22 protein-coding genes are annotated in these 22,037 nt (G+C 52.7%); 14 read left to right on the top strand and 8 right to left on the bottom strand.

What is annotated here, in order from left to right; translation table 11 throughout:
• Window positions 1-205 precede the first annotated feature (205 nt).
• The 3 genes from CBE72_RS09545 to CBE72_RS09555 are packed head-to-tail and all read left to right on the top strand — an operon-like array spanning window position 206 to window position 1,794.
• Window positions 206-910 (top strand): MOSC domain-containing protein, encoded by a 705-nt coding sequence (locus CBE72_RS09545; protein WP_100143467.1) that lies wholly within the window; start codon window positions 206-208, stop codon window positions 908-910.
• 18 nt (window positions 911-928) lie between these two features.
• Window positions 929-1,264 (top strand): DUF4870 domain-containing protein, encoded by a 336-nt coding sequence (locus tag CBE72_RS09550; protein ID WP_039035737.1) that lies wholly within the window; start codon window positions 929-931, stop codon window positions 1,262-1,264.
• Window positions 1,265-1,311: 47 nt separating this feature from the next.
• Window positions 1,312-1,794, top strand: coding sequence for a hypothetical protein (locus CBE72_RS09555; protein WP_100143331.1), 483 nt, complete (start codon window positions 1,312-1,314; stop codon window positions 1,792-1,794).
• Here the strand turns inward: CBE72_RS09555 and CBE72_RS09560 are convergent.
• Window positions 1,785-2,087 (bottom strand): DUF1145 domain-containing protein, encoded by a 303-nt coding sequence (locus CBE72_RS09560; RefSeq protein ID WP_071475532.1) that lies wholly within the window; start codon window positions 2,085-2,087, stop codon window positions 1,785-1,787. The genes CBE72_RS09555 and CBE72_RS09560 overlap by 10 nt on opposite strands.
• A complete protein-coding gene (rsmD, locus tag CBE72_RS09565) occupies window positions 2,084-2,671 on the bottom strand; it encodes a 16S rRNA (guanine(966)-N(2))-methyltransferase RsmD (protein ID WP_025888876.1) in 588 nt (195 codons plus the stop codon). Before rsmD ends, CBE72_RS09560 begins: the two co-directional genes overlap by 4 nt.
• Window positions 2,672-2,896: 225 nt before the next feature.
• Between rsmD and ftsY the strand changes: the two genes are divergently transcribed.
• From ftsY to CBE72_RS09595, 6 genes are all read left to right on the top strand, one after another.
• On the top strand, window positions 2,897-4,696 hold the full coding sequence (gene ftsY, locus CBE72_RS09570) for a signal recognition particle-docking protein FtsY (RefSeq protein ID WP_100143332.1): 1,800 nt from the start codon (window positions 2,897-2,899) through the stop codon (window positions 4,694-4,696).
• Between the two features lie 3 nt (window positions 4,697-4,699).
• Complete coding sequence (gene ftsE, locus CBE72_RS09575; RefSeq protein WP_025012145.1) at window positions 4,700-5,392, top strand: cell division ATP-binding protein FtsE; 693 nt, start codon at window positions 4,700-4,702, stop codon at window positions 5,390-5,392.
• Between the two features lie 3 nt (window positions 5,393-5,395).
• Window positions 5,396-6,361: a permease-like cell division protein FtsX gene (gene ftsX / locus CBE72_RS09580; RefSeq protein ID WP_100143333.1), complete on the top strand. Its 966-nt coding sequence runs from the start codon at window positions 5,396-5,398 to the stop codon at window positions 6,359-6,361.
• A 170-nt stretch (window positions 6,362-6,531) separates the two neighbouring features.
• Window positions 6,532-7,389, top strand: coding sequence for an RNA polymerase sigma factor RpoH (gene rpoH / locus CBE72_RS09585; RefSeq protein ID WP_028780766.1), 858 nt, complete (start codon window positions 6,532-6,534; stop codon window positions 7,387-7,389).
• A gap of 329 nt (window positions 7,390-7,718) precedes the next feature.
• Window positions 7,719-9,878: a hypothetical protein gene (locus CBE72_RS09590; protein WP_100143334.1), complete on the top strand. Its 2,160-nt coding sequence runs from the start codon at window positions 7,719-7,721 to the stop codon at window positions 9,876-9,878.
• A gap of 10 nt (window positions 9,879-9,888) precedes the next feature.
• Entirely contained in the window at window positions 9,889-11,817 is a 1,929-nt protein-coding gene (locus CBE72_RS09595) for a toxin-antitoxin system YwqK family antitoxin (RefSeq protein WP_100143335.1), read from the top strand.
• An 8-nt stretch (window positions 11,818-11,825) separates the two neighbouring features.
• Here the strand turns inward: CBE72_RS09595 and menE are convergent, their stop codons facing one another.
• From menE to CBE72_RS20090, 5 genes are all read right to left on the bottom strand, one after another.
• Window positions 11,826-13,244, bottom strand: a complete 1,419-nt coding sequence (gene menE, locus CBE72_RS09600) for an o-succinylbenzoate--CoA ligase (RefSeq protein WP_100143336.1) — start codon at window positions 13,242-13,244, stop codon at window positions 11,826-11,828.
• A 53-nt stretch (window positions 13,245-13,297) separates the two neighbouring features.
• Window positions 13,298-14,341, bottom strand: coding sequence for an o-succinylbenzoate synthase (gene menC, locus CBE72_RS09605; RefSeq protein WP_100143337.1), 1,044 nt, complete (start codon window positions 14,339-14,341; stop codon window positions 13,298-13,300).
• Entirely contained in the window at window positions 14,341-15,147 is an 807-nt protein-coding gene (gene menH / locus CBE72_RS09610) for a 2-succinyl-6-hydroxy-2,4-cyclohexadiene-1-carboxylate synthase (RefSeq protein ID WP_229671978.1), read from the bottom strand. The genes menC and menH overlap by 1 nt, the downstream gene beginning before the upstream one ends.
• Complete coding sequence (gene menD / locus CBE72_RS09615; RefSeq protein WP_100143338.1) at window positions 15,129-16,850, bottom strand: 2-succinyl-5-enolpyruvyl-6-hydroxy-3-cyclohexene-1-carboxylic-acid synthase; 1,722 nt, start codon at window positions 16,848-16,850, stop codon at window positions 15,129-15,131. Before menD ends, menH begins: the two co-directional genes overlap by 19 nt.
• A gap of 148 nt (window positions 16,851-16,998) precedes the next feature.
• Window positions 16,999-17,610, bottom strand: coding sequence for a LysR family transcriptional regulator substrate-binding protein (locus CBE72_RS20090; protein WP_157929057.1), 612 nt, complete (start codon window positions 17,608-17,610; stop codon window positions 16,999-17,001).
• A 752-nt stretch (window positions 17,611-18,362) separates the two neighbouring features.
• On the opposite strand from CBE72_RS20090, the gene CBE72_RS09625 reads away from it, so the two are divergent.
• From CBE72_RS09625 to CBE72_RS09645, 5 genes are all read left to right on the top strand, one after another.
• Entirely contained in the window at window positions 18,363-18,830 is a 468-nt protein-coding gene (locus CBE72_RS09625) for a hypothetical protein (protein ID WP_100143340.1), read from the top strand.
• 78 nt (window positions 18,831-18,908) lie between these two features.
• A complete protein-coding gene (locus CBE72_RS09630) occupies window positions 18,909-19,370 on the top strand; it encodes a multiheme c-type cytochrome (protein ID WP_100143341.1) in 462 nt (153 codons plus the stop codon).
• Between the two features lie 12 nt (window positions 19,371-19,382).
• Window positions 19,383-20,066: a 4Fe-4S dicluster domain-containing protein gene (locus CBE72_RS09635; RefSeq protein WP_100143342.1), complete on the top strand. Its 684-nt coding sequence runs from the start codon at window positions 19,383-19,385 to the stop codon at window positions 20,064-20,066.
• Window positions 20,063-21,004 (top strand): cytochrome c nitrite reductase subunit NrfD, encoded by a 942-nt coding sequence (nrfD, locus tag CBE72_RS09640; protein WP_100143343.1) that lies wholly within the window; start codon window positions 20,063-20,065, stop codon window positions 21,002-21,004. The genes CBE72_RS09635 and nrfD overlap by 4 nt, the downstream gene beginning before the upstream one ends.
• Window positions 21,005-21,026: 22 nt before the next feature.
• The gene (locus CBE72_RS09645) at window positions 21,027-21,317 is read left to right on the top strand and encodes a cytochrome c3 family protein (RefSeq protein WP_100143344.1); all 291 of its coding nucleotides are present in this window, start codon (window positions 21,027-21,029) and stop codon (window positions 21,315-21,317) included.
• A gap of 193 nt (window positions 21,318-21,510) precedes the next feature.
• On the opposite strand, the gene CBE72_RS09650 is transcribed toward CBE72_RS09645, so the two are convergent.
• Window positions 21,511-21,936 (bottom strand): Lrp/AsnC family transcriptional regulator, encoded by a 426-nt coding sequence (locus tag CBE72_RS09650; RefSeq protein WP_100143345.1) that lies wholly within the window; start codon window positions 21,934-21,936, stop codon window positions 21,511-21,513.
• Between the last annotated feature and the right edge of the window lie 101 nt (window positions 21,937-22,037).

Below are 22,037 nucleotides of genomic sequence, written 5' to 3' on the forward strand. Positions count from 1 at the left end.
CGGTTTTCTCCCTTCTTGTTTATTTATGTGCTAACTGGCTTGCCCTGCTCTTTGAGCGGGGCTTTTTTTGTTTACGTCCAAATATCTTCGCCATCGTCCCCTATATAGGGTTCATACCATCGCTGCAGTTGGTATGGAAATGTCCGTGATCTGTCCCGTAAGCTTGGAGTATGATTTGGCTTTGGCACTCGAAGGGAGACGTAACGTGACCAAGTGTTTGATTGACAAGATTTCTGGGCTGTATGCCGGTGATAAACTGACATTCAGGGACAAGCTGGCAAGCGGGATAGATAACAAGTCTCGGATGGAGACGCTGGAGGTCTTTGGCGACAGGGTTGCGGGTGATGCCCAGGCGGATCCCAAACATCATGGTGGCCCGGATAGGGTACTGCATCATTTCCCTCGCGAGCACTATGGCCACTACCGGCGCATGGGGCTGATAACCGCGGGGCAGGATGCACCTGCCATGGGAGAAAACATCAGCAGTGTTGGCTTAACAGAGGAGGATATTCATATCGGCGATATCCTCAGCTTTGGCGAAGTCGAGCTGCAGGTCACCCAACCGCGTTCCCCCTGTTTTAAGCTCAATCACCAATATAGTCAGCGGGACTTTGCCCTTGCCATGCAGCAAACGGGTATGTCAGGCTGGTTCTATCGAGTGCTTAAGCCTGGCATCATAAGCTGTCAGGATGCTCTGATACTGAAACAAAGGCGTACCGATATCAGTGTTGCCGAGGCGATGAAGCTGTATTTTCGCCCCGAATTTGATGCGGCCGCCTATTATAGGCTGCTCAGTTGTGAAGGTTTGGCGGCCAGCTGGGTAGGCAGCTTGCAGCGCCGACTGGAGCGGGGCAGCATAGAAGACTGGCAGATGCGCCTCTATGGCCCGGATAGTTTGGCTTTGAACTGAAAAAAGTTAGGAAACAACATGGAAAAGCAGGAAAGAGACATGGGAATGTTGGTGCACCTGGCGAGTTTTGCCGGTTACCTGATCCCTTTGGGCACTATCTTGGGGCCGTTGATCGTTTGGTTGATGAAACGGGAAGAGTTTGAATTTGTCGATGTTTGCGGCCGTAATTGCCTGAACTTCAAAATCAGTATGATCATTTACACCATCATCAGCCTGATCCTGATCTTTGTTGGCATAGGTTTGGTGCTGGTGGCTGTACTGGCGATTTTCGATGTGGTGGTGACCATAGTCGCAGCGGTCAAGGCCAGTGAGGGGGTGGAATACAAGTACCCATTGGCAATCAAATTCCTGTGATCCAGGGCCATCCATTGGATGGCCTTGTTGCCGACAGCGGAGGAGCAATGCGAGCCTTTTTATCCGGTATCAATAACTTTTGGGTCGGTCTGGTGTTCGGGTTGTCACTGCCGCTGTTGTTAGTTGTGCTGACGCTGAGCGTGACGCTTTATCAACTCACTGATTTTGCCAATGAGGTTGCCATAACTCCTCTGTATCAGCGTGGGGAGCAGACTTTGGCGCGGGTCGACCAACTGCTGGTGACTTTGGATCAACGATTCAGTGATGACGACCCAGGTTTATTGGCACCATTGAAGCAAATAGAGTTGTTGCCTGAGCTCAAGTTGTTGGCTCTCAGCGTTGCCAAGTTACAGGTTGAAGAGAACCAACCGGCCCTCTCTGCTGTGAAGGCTGAGCTGGCGACTCAACTCGATGCATCCCTCAAGCAAAGGTTTGCGGCAGCCGAGGCTGAAGCTTTGAGCCAGCATTTACAGCAAATGTTGGAAATACTGGCCAAGGGTAAAGAGGCGCCTTTGCCGCCTCAATCCTGAGTGTTTGCCGAGGTTTCTGCAGCCAGTTTACTCAGCGCTCGTTGGCGGTAATCCAGCAAGGCAAACACCCCGAATAGAAAGGCGTTGAGATAGTCTTTGGCCTTGAGCGGCAACAACTGACAAAATATCGTGTGAAATATCAATACCTGCAGCCCATGCATCATTGCAGTTACCCCGAGAAGTATGGTGAGTATCACGCCGATATTGCCTTCAAACGGGCTGAATAGATTGAAAAACATCAACACCCAGGCCAATAGGGTCGCCAGTTTTCCCAACACTAATACGGCTTTCATGACTCTACTCCTCCCGGGAAGCGATACAGGCGGTAGCTGACCTGGCCGGCCTGCTTCTCTTTCAATGCCTCCCAGTCAGCGGGTATCGGCAACTGCTGCAATTCAGATTCCACTTCGAGATAGATAAGGGCGCCAGGGTTGAGCCATTGATGCCGGGCCAGCAGGGTTAGGGTTTGCTCGGCCAGTCCCTTGCGAAAAGGGGGATCGATAAACACGATATCGAAACGGCGATCGGCAGGGCGCGCCAAACCGGCCAATACATCGCCGTTAATGACCTCGGCACTGTCGCATTTTAGGGTTTGCAGATTCTGCTGCAGTTGCTGAGCGGCGGTTTTTTGCAGCTCATAGACTCTGGCAAACGCGGCATAGCGGGATAGGGCTTCCAATGCCAGGGCGCCACTGCCACCGAAACAGTCCAACACCGAGCTGCCACTGAGTTCACCTGCCAGCCAGTTAAATAGTGTTTCCCGCACTCTGTCTGTGGTTGGCCTCAGGCCTTCCAGATCCTGGATGGGTAATTTTCTCGAGCGCCATTGGCCTGCGATAATACGAACTTGACCGCTGCCCGGTCTATTTTTGGCCATCTTGCCCCCGTGATTTTGCCTGAAGAAAGAAAGTGGTAGACTATGCCACCTTAAAAGCGTCGCTATTTTATAACAAACTCAGCCGAAAAGGTGAGATGAAGCTAAAGCCCTTTATCGCTCGGGAATGCCAGTAACAGGCCCCGCTGCTCCAGGGAAATAGTTGCGACCTCAAGCGGGAGCCCGGCTCCTGAAGATCCCCCACGATGTTGAGCACTGGTAGCACTGATGGCAAAGAAAGGTTTTTTTTCCTGGTTTCGTAAAGACAAACGCAACGACGAAGCCGAACAGGCGGCCAAACTCGCCGAACAACAGGCTGCAGAAGCCGCGGCCGAGGCCGAACGTTTAGCTGCTGAAAAGGCCCAGACCGAACAAGCCGAAGCTGAGCGTCTGGCGGCTGAAAAAGCGCAGGCCGAGCAAGCTGAAGCCGAGCGTCTGGCGGCTGAAAAGGCCCAGGCCGAACAAGCAGAAGCCGAGCGTATTGCTGCTGAAAAGGCACAAGCCGAGCAAGCCGAAGCCGAGCGTATTGCTGCTGAAAAAGCGCAGGCAGAACAAGCCGAAGCTGAGCGTATTGCTGCTGAAAAGGCACAAGCCGAGCAAGCTGAAGCCGAGCGTCTGGCGGCTGAAAAGGCCCAGGCAGAGCAAGCAGAAGCCGAACGTCTGGCCGCTGAAAAGGCCCAGGCCGAGCAGGCCGAAGCCGAGCGTATTGCTGCTGAAAAGGCGCAGGCAGAGCAAGCCGAAGCCGAGCGTCTGGCGGCTGAAAAGGCCCAGGCCGAACAAGCAGAAGCCGAGCGTCTGGCGGCTGAAAAGGCCCAGGCCGAGCAGGCAGAAGCCGAACGTCTGGCCGCTGAAAAGGCCCAGGCCGAGCAGGCAGAAGCCGAGCGTATAGCCGCTGAAAAGGCCCAGGTCGAGCAAGCCGAAGCCGAGCGTATTGCTGCTGAAAAGGCGCAGGCAGAGCATGCCGAAGCCGAGCGTATTGCTGCTGAAAAAGCGCAGGCCGAGCAAGCCGAAGCTGAACGTCTGGCCGCTGAAAAAGCCCAGGCCGAACAGGTTGCCGAGGAACAAGCTCAACCTGAGCCACAGGCAAAACCTGCTAAAGAGGGCTTCTTTGCCCGCCTCAAGCGGGGGCTGATGCGCACCAGCGAAAATATCGGTAGCGGTTTTATCGGGCTGTTTCGTGGTAAAAAGATTGATGATGACCTGTTTGAAGAGCTCGAAGAGCAACTGCTTATTGCCGACGTTGGGGTAGAAACCACCAGTCGGTTGATCTCCAGCCTGACAGATCATGCTTCACGCAAGCAGCTCAAGGATGCCGAAGCCTTATATGAATTGCTGCAGCAGGAGATGCTGGCGACGCTGGAGCCTGTGAGTGCGCCTCTGGTGCCGGACAATGCCGCCGGGCCTTTCGTTATTTTAATGGTGGGTGTCAACGGCGTTGGCAAGACCACCACCATAGGCAAGTTGGCCAAACAGTATCAGCGCGAAGGCAAGTCTGTCATGCTGGCAGCCGGTGATACCTTCCGCGCGGCTGCGGTTGAGCAGCTGCAGGTTTGGGGCCAGCGCAACGATATTCCTGTGATTGCCCAGCATACCGGTGCCGACAGCGCCTCTGTGCTGTTTGATGCCCTGCAGGCTGCCAAGGCCAGAAATGTTGATGTGTTGATTGCCGATACCGCAGGTCGCTTGCAGAACAAGAGCCATCTGATGGAAGAGCTGAAGAAAGTGGTTCGGGTGATGAAGAAACTGGATCCGGACGCTCCCCATGAAGTGATGCTGACCCTGGATGCCTGTACGGGTCAGAATGCCATCAGTCAGGCGCAACTGTTCCAGGAAGCCGTCGGGGTTACCGGTATCAGTATCAGCAAGCTGGATGGCACCGCCAAAGGCGGAGTTATCTTTGCCATTGCCGATAAATTTGGTATTCCTATTCGTTACATAGGCGTGGGAGAGCAGATAGACGATCTGCGTACCTTCAATGCCAAAGACTTTATCGAAGCCCTGTTCAGTCAGGAGAAGGCGGATAACTGATATATGATTCGATTTGAGCAGGTCAGCAAAATTTACGCCGGGGGCCAAAAGGCACTGTCTGATGTGAGTTTTCATCTTCAGCGGGGCGAAATGGCCTTTCTTACCGGACATTCCGGAGCCGGTAAGAGTACCTTGCTCAAATTGATCACTGTTATCGAGCGCGCCAGTGCCGGCCGGGTATGGATCAACGGTCATGATATCGCCGGTATCAAGCGCGGCCACGTGCCTTATCTGCGCCGCGATATCGGGATGATTTTCCAAAGCCACCATCTATTGATGGACCGCAGCGTGTTTGACAATGTGGCGCTGCCCTTGGTTATCGAAGGTTTTACCCTGGGGGAGATCCGCAAGCGGGTAGCCGGTGCTCTGGATATGGTGGGGCTCTATGGTAAAGAGCGCCATAATCCCATCATGCTTTCGGGCGGTGAGCAGCAGCGGGTAGGCATTGCCAGGGCGATAGTCAACAAACCCCCTCTATTGCTGGCCGATGAACCGACCGGTAACCTGGATCCCAAGCTGTCCATGGATATTCTCAGGCTGTTTGAAACCTTCAACGATGCGGGCACCAGCGTGCTGATTGCCACCCATGATCTCGGTCTTATCGCCAGAATGAAATACCGCACCCTGACCCTGAAGCAGGGGCGGATGATAGGTGGTGAAGAACTGGGGACTAGCCCCATGAGCGCTAAGGAATAAGCTATGTCTGCTCAGCCTTCATTGACCCGCAGTAAACTCCCGCTCTCCGGCCGGATAGTGATGTTCTTTATCCGCCATATACAGCATGCCATGGCCAGCATGGGTGAGTTGTGGCGCAACCCTATCTCATCGCTGATGACCATGGCTGTGCTGGGGGTCAGCCTGAGTTTGCCGGCCGCCTTGCAGGTGCTGGTAAAAAATGCCGAGACCATTACCCAATCCTGGAACAGTGCGGCGCAGATCTCCTTGTTTATTGAGGGGAACCGCTCAGAGCAGAGTATTCAGAGCCTGCTGGCGCGGATTAAGGTCTACCCGGAAATCGACGAGGTCGACTATATCAATCGTGACGAGGCATTGGCGGAGTTCCAACAGCTGTCTGGTTTCGGCGAGGCGCTCTCCTATCTGGAAAGCAACCCTTTGCCGGCGGTGATCAGCGTGATCCCCACTGAAAAGTATTCCAGCCCCGCAGGCGCCCGAGAGCTTTTGACCAAGCTGGAGCGTGAGCCTGAGGTGAGCTTTGGCCGTCTGGATATCGAGTGGCTGGAGCGCTTACAGGCGCTGGTGCGCTTGCTGGAACGTACCGTGCTGGCGTTGGCGGCACTGCTGATCCTGGCTGTGGTGCTGGTCATAGGCAACACGATTCGCCTGGCTATCATGAATCGGCGCAGTGAAATTGAGGTCATGAAGCTGGTCGGGGCCACAGAAGCCTTTATTCAGCGGCCCTTTCTCTATACCGGCATCTGGTATGGTGTTATCGGCGGTATACTCGCCTGGGTGATAATCAACCTCTTGGTCTGGTACCTGGATGGGGCGTTGGCCTCGCTTTTGGGCCTGTATGGCAGCCAACTCGAGATGCAGTCTCTGACCTTTGTCGAGCTGCTGCAGATGATGGCACTGGCGTCATTTTTGGGTTGGTTGGGGTCTTTCCTGTCGGTGCGCCAACACCTGCGAGCCATAGAGCCTCACTGATGTAAAAATGAACTTACCTTCACTTGCATTGTCTTATCTTCGGGGTAAAAATAACCCAGGATGTTAGACGCGGCGTTGACAATATATGTCAATTGACCGATAGTGCATCGGCTCATCAATGTTTTTTAGACTCGAAATGAGCATCAAAGCAGTAAGAAACAGGAGCGTGAATGACTGATCAAACGCAATCAATGGCACTGATGGTTCCCCAAGGGAGCAGCAGTCTCGAGGCCTATATCCATTCGGTAAACAGCATGACCATGCTGGACGCCGAGCAGGAGTATGAGCTGGCGAAGCGTTTGCAGGAAACCGGTGATCTGCAGGCGGCTAAGCAACTGATTATGTCGCACTTACGTTTTGTGGTGCATATTGCCCGCGGCTATGCGGGTTATGGTCTGCCACAGGCAGACCTGATCCAGGAAGGCAACATAGGCCTGATGAAGGCGGTCAAGCGTTTCGACCCTGATGTGGGTGTGCGTTTGGTGTCTTTTGCTGTGCACTGGATCAAGGCAGAAATTCATGAATATGTGCTGAAGAACTGGCGCATAGTTAAAGTCGCCACCACCAAGGCACAACGTAAGTTGTTCTTCAACTTGCGTAAGGCCAAGAAACGTCTGGGTTGGTTCAGCGATGAAGAGGTCACTATGGTGGCGGAGAATCTTGGCGTATCCAAACAGGATGTGACCGAGATGGAGTCGCGAATGGCGGCGCAGGATCCGGCCTTCGACCTGACCAATGATCACGATGATGATCATGACTTTGCCCCGGCGCTTTATCTGGAAGATCACTCTTCCGACTTGGCGGCCCAGGTAGAAAATGACAACTGGGAATCCAATGCCCAGAACAAGCTGTTGTCGGCGATCAAGACCTTGGATGAGCGCAGCCAGCATATTCTGCGGGCCCGTTGGTTGGACGATGAAAAGACCACACTGCAGGAATTGGCCGATACCTATCAAGTGTCTGCCGAGCGGATCCGTCAGTTGGAGAAAAACGCCATGAACAAGCTCAAGGCTTGTATGGACGTATAACGCAGTCAGCGAACTATTTTGCAAAACCCGCCATCTGGCGGGTTTTTTGTTGCCTTAGCTAAACAACAGCCAAAGATGTAGGTTTTAGTCAGAGGAGTCGCTAGCCGCTGAGTTCAATCCGGGGAGGGAGAGATACGGTGTAAACCCTATCTCTCTGCTCCTTGAGCGGCCTCTGCCTGGTTGCAAAAAAGAATATTCCCCTGTCACTGGTGAATTTGCGAAGTTTGTCCGGCAAAAAGGTTAACGCCCGTGGAATAGCTGCAGAATTATGACTTCTGATTTGGCATAATGTGGCGCTAATTTTTAAGCGTTCTTCTTCAAGGAATGAAATGAAGCAGTATCTTTCCCTCTTCGGGCTGTTATGGCTCTTATCCGCGTGCTCCCCCAATTCCCATGTTGAGTTTGACCCTAAAAAAGGCGATCGAGTCGATTACTGGGTGCAGACAAAAGCCAGCATAGATATTGGCGGACGGGTATTTACTCAGCACAGCAACTCTCTGATGCACTATGAGGTGATTGAGACCTCGCCTGCACTAAAGTTGGAACTGGTGCCCAGGTTTATGACTATGTCCGGTGGCGGCAATAGTTTTAGTAGTTTTACCGCTGCAAACGATGAGCCCGAGTTGCAACAGATGTTTTCCAGCGGCTTTGAAATCACCCTGGATAAAGACTCCGGCAAATTGCTGGCATTTAAGGGCAAGGATGAAGAGAGTTGGCAAAAGATGTTGGCACGCTCGGGCCCTGAGTTAATCGAACATTTGACTCAGGGGATGGAGACTCCCGGTGTGTTGCAAAAGATCCCCGCCAAAGAGGGCAGTAAGCTGATACTCGAGGGGTTCAATGGTCAGCAAACGGAACTATTGGTCACTAAGGTGACCCCGGAGATAGTGGACGCAGAGTTGACCGCCGAAAGCGGCGATAGTCGCCTGTATGGTCATATGCGCCTGGCACGTGAGAGTGGCTGGTTGCAGAAAATGGTGTTGGTGCTGGAGAGCAAGATTGACGCCATGGGTCAACAAGGCAACAACCATATACAGATAGTGATGTCGCGCAAGGATCTGCTCGAACAGGTGGGCGATCTGAGGCAACAAATCGCCTTCGATGATATGGACAACTGGAACCCCATTATGGCATCGCCCCCTAAGCCAGCCGATGGGCTTGAGCTCAGTGCCGAAAGCTTATTCCAATATGGCAAGGGCACATTTCGTGGCGAGTCTGAACATCTGCAACTGGAACTCTTGCTTACCAAAGGCGATAGAGAAGTTTTGGGTGAGATCCGCTACCGAGATCTGCAGGCGCTGGATGCCGAAGATAAACCCATTGCACTGGAGTGGAGCATACTCAGCCAGTTGGGCCCCTATCAGGAGAGTGGTGCGCTAGTCACCAGTACCGCGATTGTGCCCCTGGGATGGGATCAGCGAAACCAGTTTGAAAAAATATCCTCCTTCAGTGCCGTGGCAGACTATAGGCCACTCGAGCTGGTATCGGTTTCCAGCCAATGGCAGTCGGGGCAGGAGCAGCAGTTGGCGTTGGCCGGTGGCACACTCACTATTACCCCGGTAGCGCAGCAAGAGGGCGAGTATCTGCTGCATTTCAGCGGCGCCGATGGTTATCTGGTACCGTTTTTCGATGGGCTTGAAGGCGAGTTCCGCTATCAGACACCGCAAGGTGGCCCCGAGTGGCTCAATAGCATGGATCGCAGTTTGCTGTTTAGCGGCCAACAACTCTTTCGGGTGAAATTGACCAAGCCAGCAGCAGAGGTAACCTTTCATGCCATCTTGGATCAGCAACAAGCCGGTTTCAGCCGCGAGGTGCGCTGGGTGAACCGTGAGGCCTTTGCCGCCGATTACACCCTGCCTCCCATGGGCAAGCATTACCTTTATTACAATGATACCGGCGAAGAGGCGGTCGATTTTGATCCGGCCACCTTTGCGACTCAGGCCGATACGCCGCAGGGTGCCAAGCTGACTCTGCCGCAGGACTGGGCCGGGGTCTGCCAGCTGCAAATTGAAGGCGATTTTAAACAAGGGCCATCGGCTTTGGTCTGGAAAGCAAAGCCTAACGAACGTATGACGACTCAAGTCGAGTATCAACTGAGTACCGAGGATGGCATTCGCCGTTATTTCTATGGTCTGGAAATACCCAGTCATCTGCACTGTGATGGTCGCCCGGTATGGCACTCTGTCGACTATACCCCGGGTGAACGTGCCTGGTTGGTGCCCCTTGAAGTGTTTGGCGAGCTGGATCTGCAGCAATCTGTGCAGCAATTCCTACAGAGTTACCATCTCTACAGTGCCGATGACGTGCAACTGCCGTTGCTGGACAAGCAGGCGCGCTACCTGAGTTCAGAGGATATCCCGCTGAGCGAAGCCGTCATGGAAGACAAATACCTAAGGGTTGCCGATAGCGTGGAGCGTATCGGCAAACTCGAGTACCAGGGCGAGCCCCTGGATATCCGCTGGGTCAACAGTTTCCCGCCACTGCCTTAAGGACAAGAAAATGCGTGTATTGATATTACTTTGTGGCCTGATGAGCTGGATGGCCAGCGCCGAGACAGTGTGGCTGAATGAAGATTGGCAAGTGGTCGACAGTGAGCGCCAGGCCAGCTTTTATGTTAAAGAGCCACAAACCCAGGATCAGCATGGTTGGCAGACCACCATCTATTATGTCGGCTCGGATACCCCCAGATTCAAGGGCAGCTTTGCCAAGCCGGGTATCTTCCAAAATGCCCTAGGTAGCTACCAGTTCTTTCACAATAACGGCAAGCTGTCTTCCGATGGCCGTTATAACGATAACAGCGAGATGGAAGGCCCGATCCGTTTCTATGATGAAGACGGCATCTTGACCATGGAGGCCGGTTTTGTTGATGGTGAACAAAGAGGCACTCAAAAAAACTTCTACAGTAACGGTCAGTTAGAGGAGGTTTTTCAGCAGTTGGGCGACAAACGCGTCGGTAAAGACAGCCACTATTACCAGGATGGCAGTCTGCAGGCGCAGCACTCGCTGGTCAATGGTCTGCCGGAAGGGGAGCAACTGGAATACTACCCGGGTGGGCAACTGCGTGAGCGCAGTCTGTATCTGGCGGGTAAACCGACGGGTGAACGCAAACGTTATCACCGCAATGGTGAGTTGTCCTCCATTGACACCTTTGGCCCTAAAGGTCAGCAGGGAAAAGCCTATGAATACTGGGATACAGGCGTCCAAGAGGCCGAGTATGTTTATGTGGATGGCCAGCGGCAGGGACCGGCCAAACGCTGGCATGAGAATGGCCAGCTCAGTTGGGAAACCCATTTCCAGCAGGATCGAGAGCATGGGGAAAGCCGCCAGTATGATGCCAAGGGACAGCTGACTCGAATCGAACATTATCAGCAGGGCAAAAAGGTGGGCGAGCAGCAAAGCTTTTATACCAATAGCTCGCAGCTGCAGCAGTTACAGCGCTTTGACGATCAAAGCCGCTTGGTCTTTGAACAAGAGTTTGCCGAAGACGGCAGCAAGACCATGGAGTTCAACGCCCGTTTTGTCAAAGATAAACAGATCCTCGACAGACAATACTTCAAAGACGGCAAGCTCAGCTCAAGAATGCAGCAGGATATGACCCGGGTGTGGACGCTATATCAGAAGTTTGATGCCAATGGCGTTGTCATCGAACGAGAGGAGGAACTCAATGGCAAACGCGAGGGGCTGGCCGTGCAAATGTATCAGGGGCTCTGGGACGATGAGCCCAATATAGAGACCAGCCATTACAAAGAAGGTCAGCTCCACGGCGCTTATGAAAAGAAACTAGTCAGCGGCAAGCTGCTGGAGCAAGGCGAATATGCCCATTACAAAAAGGTGGGGATCTGGACTTATCAGGATGCCCGTAACCGCCGCACAGAACAGCGTGACAGTCAGGGGCAGCTGCACGGTGAAGTGAAAGAAATCCAGATACACGATGGCCAATTGTTGCAGCTGGCGCATTACCGGCACGGGCAGCTTGAGGGGGAATACCGAACCTACAGCGAAAAAGGCGAGCTGCAAGCCAAGGGGAATTATAGCCAGGACAAACGGCATGGCCAGTGGCAGTACCAGGATCCCTATGAAACCCAAGTGTCCCTCTGGCAAGGGGATTATCATCACGGCAAAAAAGTCGGCACTTGGTTGGCGTACTCTGCAGCAGGTTATGAACTGGGGCGGGAGCAATATGACGCCAAAGGACAGGAACAAGGCAGCTTTTACTATTTTACCGAAGACGGTTTATTGAACAAGGTTGCCCGTTATCAGGATGGTAAGGAGCATGGCGAAACCGTGTCTTACATCCAGGGCAGAGCTTACTATATTCAGATGTTTGAACATGGTGAGTTCTTGGGCAGCCGTGATGTCGATGACGATGAGCCTAAGGCCGAGAGCGACTGCGATAGCTCTGCCTCATCGCTGCTGTTTGGCTGTTGAGGCTTTATCTATGGCTTAGCCCTGTGGGCTGAACGAGTTGCCGCAATAAGCTGTTTGCGCTGCACCTTTAGCCCCTCGGCAACCTGTTGTGGCCAGGGATAATAGTGCCTCGGGCGTTTAAAGCGGGCCAGCTTGTCTGCCAGGAAGGCGGTCAACTCGGCTTCGCTCGGTATTTCTATGCTTCGATATCGCAAAATGGCGGCCGGCAGTAAACCAAACTCGGGGTTATCTTCACCAAAGACGATGGCATCCAGGATGGCTGGGTGCCGTTTCAGCGCCGCTTCCACCTCTTCCGGTTGAATATTCTCGCCGCCGCAGATAAACATATTGTCGACCCGCCCCTGAATATGCAGTAGCCCATCCTGGCTCCAAAAGCCTTTGTCCTTGGTGCAGAACCAACCGTCTTGGGTCTCTTTAACTATGCTGCCATCCGGCTGCAAGTAACCCATAAACAGGGTCTCGCCCCTGACCCAGATAACTCCTTGTTCTATTTTGAGTTCGCGCCCGGGTAATAGGCGGCCACTACTGCCATCGCTGCGGGCGATTCCCGTGGTGATCTGCGAGCCCATCTCTGTCATGCCGTAACTGGTGAAGGCTTTCACCTTCAAGGGGGATAGCCTGTCCAGCAGGCCTTGGCCTATGGCGCCGCCCCCGAGTAGCAGGCACTTCACTCCTATAAGGCTTTCGGGGCTGTCGTCCAACAGGCGTTGTAACTGGGTGGCCACCAATGAGAGATGAGTGATGGCATCACGCTTTAACTGCGCCGCCATAGTTAGCTTATTGTCCGGCAGCACCACGGCCGCCGCAGCCAGGGCGCAGCGATTGAGGATTGCCAGACCACCGATATGGAACAGCGGCAACGAGAGTAACCAGGCATCACCACTCGTCAAAGGGATCAACTGCCGACTGCCATTGGCGTTGGCGATATGGTTATTAAGGCAGTGGATTGCGGCCTTGGGGCTGCCACTGGAGCCCGAGGTAAGAATGATATTGAGCGGCGTATCGGCCGAGACAGTGGCTATCTCGGCTGGGATACCATTCGATTCGATAATGGCAAAATCCGCCTGCACTCGGGTGATATCCCGCGTTTGCCAAAGCTTATTCCGGGCGTTATCCGGACACCAGATAAAGCGAATATGTAAACGCTCAAGCAGCTCCTGAAGCTGACTATCCGGAAACTTGGGTGACAGTGGGCAAAAGAGCAGCCCCAGATCCAGACAAGCCCAATACAGCAACATCAGCTCGCGGCAGTTGGCGGCCACACAGGCCAGTTTATCCCCGCGCTGCAACCCCAAGGCTCGAAGCTCGGCGCCGAGCGCCAACACCTGCCGGCTTACTGCCTGATAACTATGGCTGATACCGCCCTCTACCAAGGCGATGGCATCTGGGGTCTGTTGGCCACTGAGGTGAAGGGGCGAGTAGGTCATGTGCTCTCCTGTTACTGAAATTGGAGGTTGCAGAGGCTGTCAGAGCTTGGCGGTTACAGACAGGGCCACTGACCCAAGAGTTCCAGCTCGGCAAAGTCCAGACAGGGTTTGTGGCCTTGGCCGACAATAATATCGCGTCCGAAAGGCGCCAGAGTATCCAGTCCGGGGGCTTCGTTGGGGGTCAAGAGGGCACTGACAGCCTCCAGATCGGCAATTCCCAAAGAAGATTCCAGGCTGGAACTCAATAGGGCGCGCACGCCGGCCGCTTCGGCCTGTTCGATCAGGGTTTGCAGTCTGGTTAAGCTGCCGAGCAACATGGGTTTAAGCACCAGCGCCGTGAGACCGCTCGCGAAGTCATTGCAGTCAGGTACAAACTCACTTTGCAGCAGACTTTCATCCAGGGCATAGCGGATCCCTGTGGCCTTGAATAGGGCCGGGTTATCGTCGGCGCGGCGGCAGGGTTCCTCAATATATTCAATGCTGGCCTTGGGCAGACAAGCGCAAAAATCCACTGCTTGCTGATACTCAAAGCCCTGATTGGCATCCAGCCTGAGTTTAAGATGAGGTTTGGCGGCCAATACAGCATGGATCAGTCTGAGCTCTTGCTCCATGCTGGTCTGGGCGACTTTGATCTTGGCTCTGAGAACCGTATCGGGAAGCGCCGCCAGCCTTTGTTGCAGTAGCGCCAGTGGCTCTTCTTCCCTGTGATAGATGAGCGGGATGGTTTCAAAGGCCGGCCAGCGCTGTGGAAGTTGTCCTTTGAGTTTGGTATCGAGCAGACTTAGCCCCCAAGCGAGCGAGGGATACTGACAGGCATCGGCCGCCTGACTCAACTCCTGCTCTTTGGCTGCCAGTGCTTGCATCAGCGCCAAGGCTGCTTCTGTCACCTCCGCCAGCGATTCACGGCTGAACCCCTGCAGTGGCTCGCCGTTGGCATCCAGGCCGCTCAGAGGAGCGACTTCTACAAAATGTTCTTCATTGCCGTAACAGGCCTTGATAACCAGCCCGGCTCTCTGTTCGATTCTTTGCTTGCCCACAGGTAGTGAGGTTTCCAGTGGTAGCCTATAGCGGGCCAGTGACAGTGAGTCTGGATGCATCATTCACCCCTTGAAATCGCGTTCAGGGCGCCTTTGAGCGCCGTGGCAAAAGCGCCGGGTTGGGCCTGATGGCTATTATGGCCCGCATCGGCAATGGTATGCAGCTTGAATCCGGCTTGTGGCTGCCAGGCCTTGGCGAGAGCGTTAAACTTGGCATCCTGTTCCCCGAGGTAGTAGTGGCTTGGGCAGGCAAGCTTGGCCGGCACCAGGCGCAGATCCTGTTGTAGTGCCAGTGAGGTGGCCTGGTAACAGTTGATTAGGCCAAGCGGCTGCTGATGGCGGCGTTTTTCGATTAAACCTTCTCGCTCGGCGCTTGATAGGTCTGCAAACACCCCCTGCTGATACCAGAGGGCCAGCACTTGTTCAATCGGCATAGTGTTAAAACGTTCGGCCCACAGCTTATCGGCCATCGCCCTCTGCCGGCGTTCATCAGGGGATAACAGGCCCGGGTGACAGGACTCAAGATGTAGGCTCAGCAGCGCCTCGGGCCAGGTTTGAGCCAGATGCAGCGCGATACGGCCACCAAGCGAGTATCCCAACAAGTGAAAGCGTGGGATGCCAGCCTTGAGCAGTGTATGACGCAGCAAGGCAACACAGTCATTGAAGCCTGGACTGTCGATTTGGATATCACAGCTGCGGCCATGTCCCGGGAGATCGACCGCAATACAGTAGTAGTCCTGACTCAGGAGCGGCAGCAACTCGCGCCAATCATGGCTGCTGCCGAGAAAACCGTGCAGTAGCACTAAAGGCGGCTGGGTTGCTGACCCTTGAGTCGTTATGGCTAACATCAGCTTTGTTTTACCCATTGGCCTATGCTGGCTATCTGGTCGCTGGCCTGGGTTTGGCTGACGCAAACCTCGATGACCGAGGCGCCGTTATAGTTGAGCGCTTCACTGTAGGCATCCATAAAGCCCTGGAAGTCTTCCACCCTATTGTAGGGCAGGCCAAACATGGCCGCGCCATAGCCAAACTCCAGCCCGTGGCTTAATCGGTAATAGTGAGCCCTTACTTGCTCATCCGGTACTGGCAGAATATTGAAGATATTGCCGCCATCATTGTTGAGTATCACTATCACCAATGGCCCCTGAGCCTGGCGTGCCAGTGCCAGAGAGTTGAGGTCGTGCAGCGCCGATAGATCGCCGAGCACCAAGGTGGTGGCCTGGCCCTTGTGGTTGGCGACGCCGCAGGCACTGGCCAGCAGGCCATCTATCCCCGAAGCGCCGCGGTTGGTATAGGTGATGGCGGCGCAGCAACTGATGGGCGCGAACATATCATAAAGTCGCACCGGCAAACTGTTACCGATAAAAAGCTGCTGCTCGCCGGTTCGGATTGCCGCTATGGCCCTGATCACCTGGGCCTCACCGAATTCGCCGTTATCGATTTGGCGTACAAAGAGCTCATTGAGCGCCTCATTCTGGGCGGTGAGCTCCAGTGCCCAATTGGCGGAGGACGAGCGCGGCCACTCAAGCGCGGCTATCTGCTGTAGCTCTGCCAGCCAGATCTGCTTGGGTTTATGGCTGGGATCCAGGCGCATCTGCTGCGGCAATACTTGCCAATATTGGTGCCAGTTCTGCTGTTCCAGATAACTTATCAGGCGTTTCGACAGCAGGCGTCCACCAAACACCAGTGCCCGGTCGGCCTGTTGCAGCAGGGCTCGGCCCTTGGGGTTGAGCAGCAGTTGGTCGACATTGCCTATTGCGGCAGGATGTTGACGCAGCTGAGACTGGGCATCTGTCAGCAGCGGCCAACCGAGTTTGCTGGCCAGTTCGACCAACTTTTGTGGATTATCGGCACTATCCAGGGTGCCGGCGATGATAACACCCTTGCCGTGAACAAAACGCGCCATGGTATCCCAACTGGGGACTTGTCCCATGCCTTTATTGGCATATTGGTTATAGGGCGTGCTTGCCTGTTGCCAGCTCGTCAGAGGTTGCAGGTAATGCTCTATGGCTTGACTTCTGGGGGCATCCAGGCTGCTTGGGTACAGTGGCTCACGATACATGCAATTGATGTGGACCGGCATGCTTTGGTTGGCCACGGCTTCATCAATCTGAGTCAGCAGTGCCTGAGGGGCTATGGCCAGATCCGGTGTTGGCAGGTTCAACTGCTTGGCATATTGGCCGAAAATCGCCGGTTGGAGTATGGCTTGGTTGGCGCCGCAAGCTATCAGCTCCGGCGGTCTGTCGCCGGAAAGCACGACCAAGGGGACTTGAGTCAACCAGGCCTCAACGATGGCCGGATACAGGTTGGCAACGGCCGTACCCGAGGTGGTGATAATGGCGACCGGGGCCCGACTGGCCTTGGCGAGCCCGAGTGCCATAAAGCCCAGTCCACGCTCATCGAAGTGTAGGTGTTGTTTTAGTTTGTCCTGGCGGGCAGCAGCCAGCGTCAGGGGCGTGGAGCGCGAGCCTGGCGCCATGCACACATGCTGAGCCCCAAGGCGTGCCAGCTCTTCAAGTATGAGGGAACCCCAAAGGAGATTGAGTTCGGCGTGAGAATTGATTTGCATAAACAGCTTACCCAGTATCGAATGCTCAGTAGTGTACCGCTTTTGACACCACTGTTGTATGAACTCTTGGGTAAAACTGCTTGTGCACCTCAAGGCAAAAGAACAGCCTGACTACCAGGCTGAGGTCTTTATCGCGACTCCAACCCAATTACAGTAAGTTACCACTCACAAGACGCAGTTGTGAGCGAATCCACTCCAGCTCTATGTCTTGTTGGCCGACACTGCTGAGCAAGGTGAGCGTCAGCGGCTCTGTAACGTTGAACAATCGCGTCGTTTCCATCTCTGACAGTTTGCACAGGTGTAGTTGAGGCTCTTCCCCCAAGAGATCGAATACCGCCTTATAGGGCACCAAAGCCACCGCCTGCGAGGCCTCCAGATAGGCGCTCAGCGAGGAGATGCCGGTGATAGTCATCTCGACATTTAAATCGAGATGATTGATTCGACAATAATCCTCGAACGGACTCTGACTGTTGGGTATCAGACCTAGATCGGTATTGATATAAGGATACTCGGCTATGGCTTCCAGGGTGAGATCGCGTGAAAGCAACGGGTGATTCTTGTTACAGATGAGGTAGAGGCTATCGAGTTTTCTGAGTGCCTCTATCTGCAGCTTGCCGCCGAGAGAGAGCAGTTCGTCTGGGTAGCGACAACTGCAAAGTCCGGCGCTGATGTTGCCATCTATGAGCCCTTGCAATGAACTGCAGCTCCAGGAGTTTAAGTTAATATGCAGTTGCTTGCCTTGCTGTTTTATCGCAGACATCAAGGCTTTGGGATAGGCATAAGAAATCAGTCCTGGAGTAACTAATTCGAAATTTTTATTGCCTGCCAGTGCGGGGTTCCCTAAGTGACTGAAGCCTTTGGAACAGTCGACAATTTCTTTGGCAATAGGATAAACCTTAGCCGCAAATTCATTGGGAATAAGACCATACTTTTTTCTTAGAAATAGTTCGTTACCAAAAATAGATCTGGCTGTTTTTAAACAACGGCTTATTTTGGGTGCAGGCACATTCAGAATTTTGGAAACATGTGTTGCAGACTTGTTTTCGTATAGGCTAACAAGGATGGAAAGGCTTAAAATATCCAGCTTTTCAAAGTCGATGTGGCTCACCTGCAATACTCCTTTAGTGGTATACCCAATTTCTATGTTAACCACTTTTTTCAAAAAAAATAATTTTATTTGCAGCTATTTTTGATTCTGTATTCCAGATCACTAAATGCTGGCATTGAAGTTGTTTTTAGTCTGTTGCTTATGCGCTAGTCCGTCAAGAATATATTTTTCAATTACTGAAATAATCCATTTTCAAATATTAAATTTTGTAAAATCGTTTTCTTGGTTTTAGTAGTTTGATTTCTAAAAAGTGTCAATGCTATCAGTGTCTTATGTTTTGTTCTTGCAGTCTTTTACCCGGTGGTTATTTGATGGCGATCAATTTTTCAATTGTCATTGATAGTAATAATTCGACTGCGCAGTAAGCGCGACTAAAAAACTAAAATGATGTTTTGGAGGGTTATATGGATACTTCAGTTATTCTGAGTTACGCCTTTGTCTATTTCGTTCTTTTTATTGCGGTGCCATTCGTGCTGGTGGTATTTGTGATGACTTGTATCAAGTTCTTTAAGACGGAAGAGACACATGATAATGAAGTGGTAAAACTTAAAAGTCGATTCTTTGATAACAAGAGTTTAGACTTTTTTAAATCTCTGAAATCTTTAACCAGTGGTCGATATGAAGTTTGCAGTAATGTCACCTTGGGTTCAGTGGTAGATATAGACTCACATGCCGCAGAAAGCCATGTCCGCCTGGATTATGTGCTGATAGATCAGAATTCTTCAGAAATCAAAATGGTGATTTCAGATTTCAGCGATGCTGAAAGTGCCAGCTCAAAGAGCCTGCTCGAAAAACTTAATATTCGCCTCATTGATATGAAGCGCTCCAATCCTCTGGACGCACAGCATCTTCAACAGGTGCTTGCGGCTTAAACCTGTAATAGAGGGTGGCGGCGTGAGCTGCCACCCTTGAGTCCCTGTAATATCCAAATTGAAATGTGAGGACCCGAGATGTCCAGTATTCGATGGCGTGCAATATTAGGCGCGGCCTCTTTGACCTGTTTGTTGGGGGTGAGCGGTATCGCCTCTGCCGAGACCGCGTTAAAAATCAATAGTGATCCCTGTGTGAAGTGCCATAAACGCAATGGTTTGATGCAGGGACATCATGGCCAGGATCAGCTCAATATGAGCTGTAGTACCTGTCATGGTGAAAAGGGTAAACATCCAAGAAAACCGAACGACCTGAGAGTTTTTACTCCCCATGAAGGGATCTCACCTGCGACCCAGAACGAGACCTGTCTCAAGTGTCACCAGCCACAGAAATTGGCTGAGAAAGAGTGGACCCACAACGTCCATGCCGACAAGTTGAGTTGTGCCGCCTGCCACAAGCTGCATCCATTGGACGATCCAATGAAACAAGCAACAGGCAAACAGCACAGCAAGTTGTGCCTCGATTGTCACAAGGTCAACTAAGAGGGGAGAGTAATGGAAAATTCCAGAAGACGTTTTTTAAAAGGGGGCTGTGCCCTGATGGCCGGAGCCTCTCTTTATCCATTGAGTGGCAATGAGGCGGTTGCCAGCGCCGATCATGATTCAGGCGTTAACTATGCCTTGCTGCATGATGAAACCAAGTGTATCGGCTGTAACGCTTGTAGTGATGCCTGCCGGGAAGTTAACCAGGTTCCCGAAGGGGTCTCGCGGTTAGAGATTATTCGCACTGGTCCTTATGGCGAGTACCCGAACCAGTTTTATCACTTCAGCCGCAAGTCTTGTCAGCACTGTGAAGATGCGCCTTGTGTCAATGTCTGCCCAACCGGTGCGGCGTTCAAGGACAAGAAGACCGGCATTGTGACTGTGGATGCCTGGAAGTGTGTCGGTTGTCAGTACTGTATTGCCGCTTGCCCTTATCAGGTGCGCTTTATTAACCCTGTTACCAAAGCAGCCGATAAGTGCGATTTCTGCCGTGAGACTCAACTCAAGCAGGGCAAACAGCCGGCCTGTGTGGAAGCCTGTCCGACTAAGGCCTTGGTGTTCGGTAATCTGAAAGATCCAAGTTCAGAAGTGGTACAGATGATCCGGGCCAACCCAACCCAGAGATCCAAAGTCGATCTCGGTACCCGACCCAAGATGTTCCGAATAGTGGCCAAGCAGGGGGAGATTAAACTATGAGCCCTTTTCACTTTGATACTTTGGTATGGCACTGGCCCATTGCGTTCTATCTGTTTTTCGCCGGGGTTTCGGCGGGCGCCATGTTCTTTGCCGTATTGTTGAAAAATTTGTGCTTGAAACAGGATGCCTGGCGTTCAGGTTTTGTCCAGGCCGCTTGTTTGGTGGCGCCGCTGACCGTGATGGCGGGGCTGGGGATCTTGGTTATCGACCTGACCAAACCATTCCATTTCTGGAAGATTCTGGTGTTCTATAACCCCACTTCGGTGATGTCTGTCGGGGTGATGATCCTCATGGTTTACATGGTGTTCATGTTCGCCTGGATCGCCATGGTATTCCGTCAGGTCATTGATAACTGGTGTGAGCAGCGTTTCCCAGTGGTGCTTAAAGTGACCGGCTTTTTGGCCAAGCATGAACCCAGCTTAACAGGTTTATTGGTGATCTTCTCTTTAGCGCTGGGCGCTTATACCGGCTTCCTGCTGTCGGCTCTGCCTGGTTATCCCATGCTGAAGAATCCGGTATTGCCGTTGCTGTTCCTAGTCTCTGGCCTGTCTTCCGGTGCGGCGGCGTCTCTGCTCGGTGGTGTACTGCTCAAGGGTAACCCTGACGGTAAGGAAGTGCACTTTATTCACAAGATAGAGATCCCACTGATCCTGGTGGAAATTGCAGTGATCTTCACCTTCTTTATTGGTTTGGTACTGACTGGAGGTCAAAGTAAGGTTGCGGCGTTCAATGCTATAGGTGAAGGTTTCTGGGGCTGGGTATTCTGGCTCGGTATCTTGGGTTGTGGCCTCTCTATTCCATTAGCCATGAACCTGTTTATGACCGCCACGGCCAAGCGTAAATGGTCTTATGTGGCTGCGACAGCAACCCTGAGTCTGTTGGGGGTCATTTTGCTGCGCCACTTCATCCTGTACACAGGACAAATGACGATTGCTTAATCCCCATAAAAGGAAAAATGTGATGTTGAAAAAAATGATTCTGATGATGGCTCTGGGTTTTTCAGGTTCACTGCTGGCTGCCCCAATTGCCGATACCCACACCGACATGTCTGGTTGTGAATCTTGCCACCAAGATGGCACGCCTTCTGCCGACTATGCTTTTGAAAACGAGCAATGTGCTTCCTGTCATGGTGACATGAAGTCACTGGAAGGCGATTCACACAAGAAGCATGATGGTGTGCTCACTTGTACTGACTGTCATACAGCCCACGAAGAGAAAGATCCTGCCGCTGGCTGTAAAGATTGTCACTAATAAGAAGTTAAGGATACGGCGGCCTTGGTGTTAATAAAAAGTTCCGTCGTATCCTGAAGCAACGTTGCTACGTTGCTGACAAGGAAGTGATTGGGCAGGAAGCCATCTTGTTATTGCGCTGTTGACGCATTTCCCGATCCTCCACGGGACTCGCCACCTATTGAGCACGCGGGTGGCTTTTCTTGGTTTTAGTTCACTGATTATTAATCCACTCGCTCATCACCACATGGGTCTTGATCTTCACTATCTCGGTATGAGTGTCTATATATTCACGGATCTCGTGCAATCGCCGCATCGAGGGCGTTTTGACGAATACCAGCAGGTCCATGTCGCCGGAGATCCCGTGACAGGTGACGACCTCCGGAATTGCATGAAACACATGTACCACATCGCTGCAGCGGGGACATTTGTGCTGAATTTCGAAGTAAGCACTCACGGCTTCTTTCTGCGATTCGCTGAGCAGCAACTGGTAACCCCGGATCACCCCGTTTTGTTCGAGTTTCTTGATCCTGTCCGAGACGGCGCTGCGGGAAAGCGATACCTCGGTCGCCACATCTGAAATACTTCTGCGGGCATTTTTCTTTAGCGCATTGATGATTGCTTTATCGAACTTATCCATGATTCCTGACGTTTTGCGTGTTTTTTATTGATTTGCCGTCATTTTGTCGGTTTAAAGCAGTATTTGACGGAAACGAATGACAGAAAGTCTGTCGGAGAACG

It is taken from the genome of Shewanella carassii, assembly GCF_002777975.1.
GTDB classification, from domain to species: domain Bacteria; phylum Pseudomonadota; class Gammaproteobacteria; order Enterobacterales; family Shewanellaceae; genus Shewanella; species Shewanella carassii.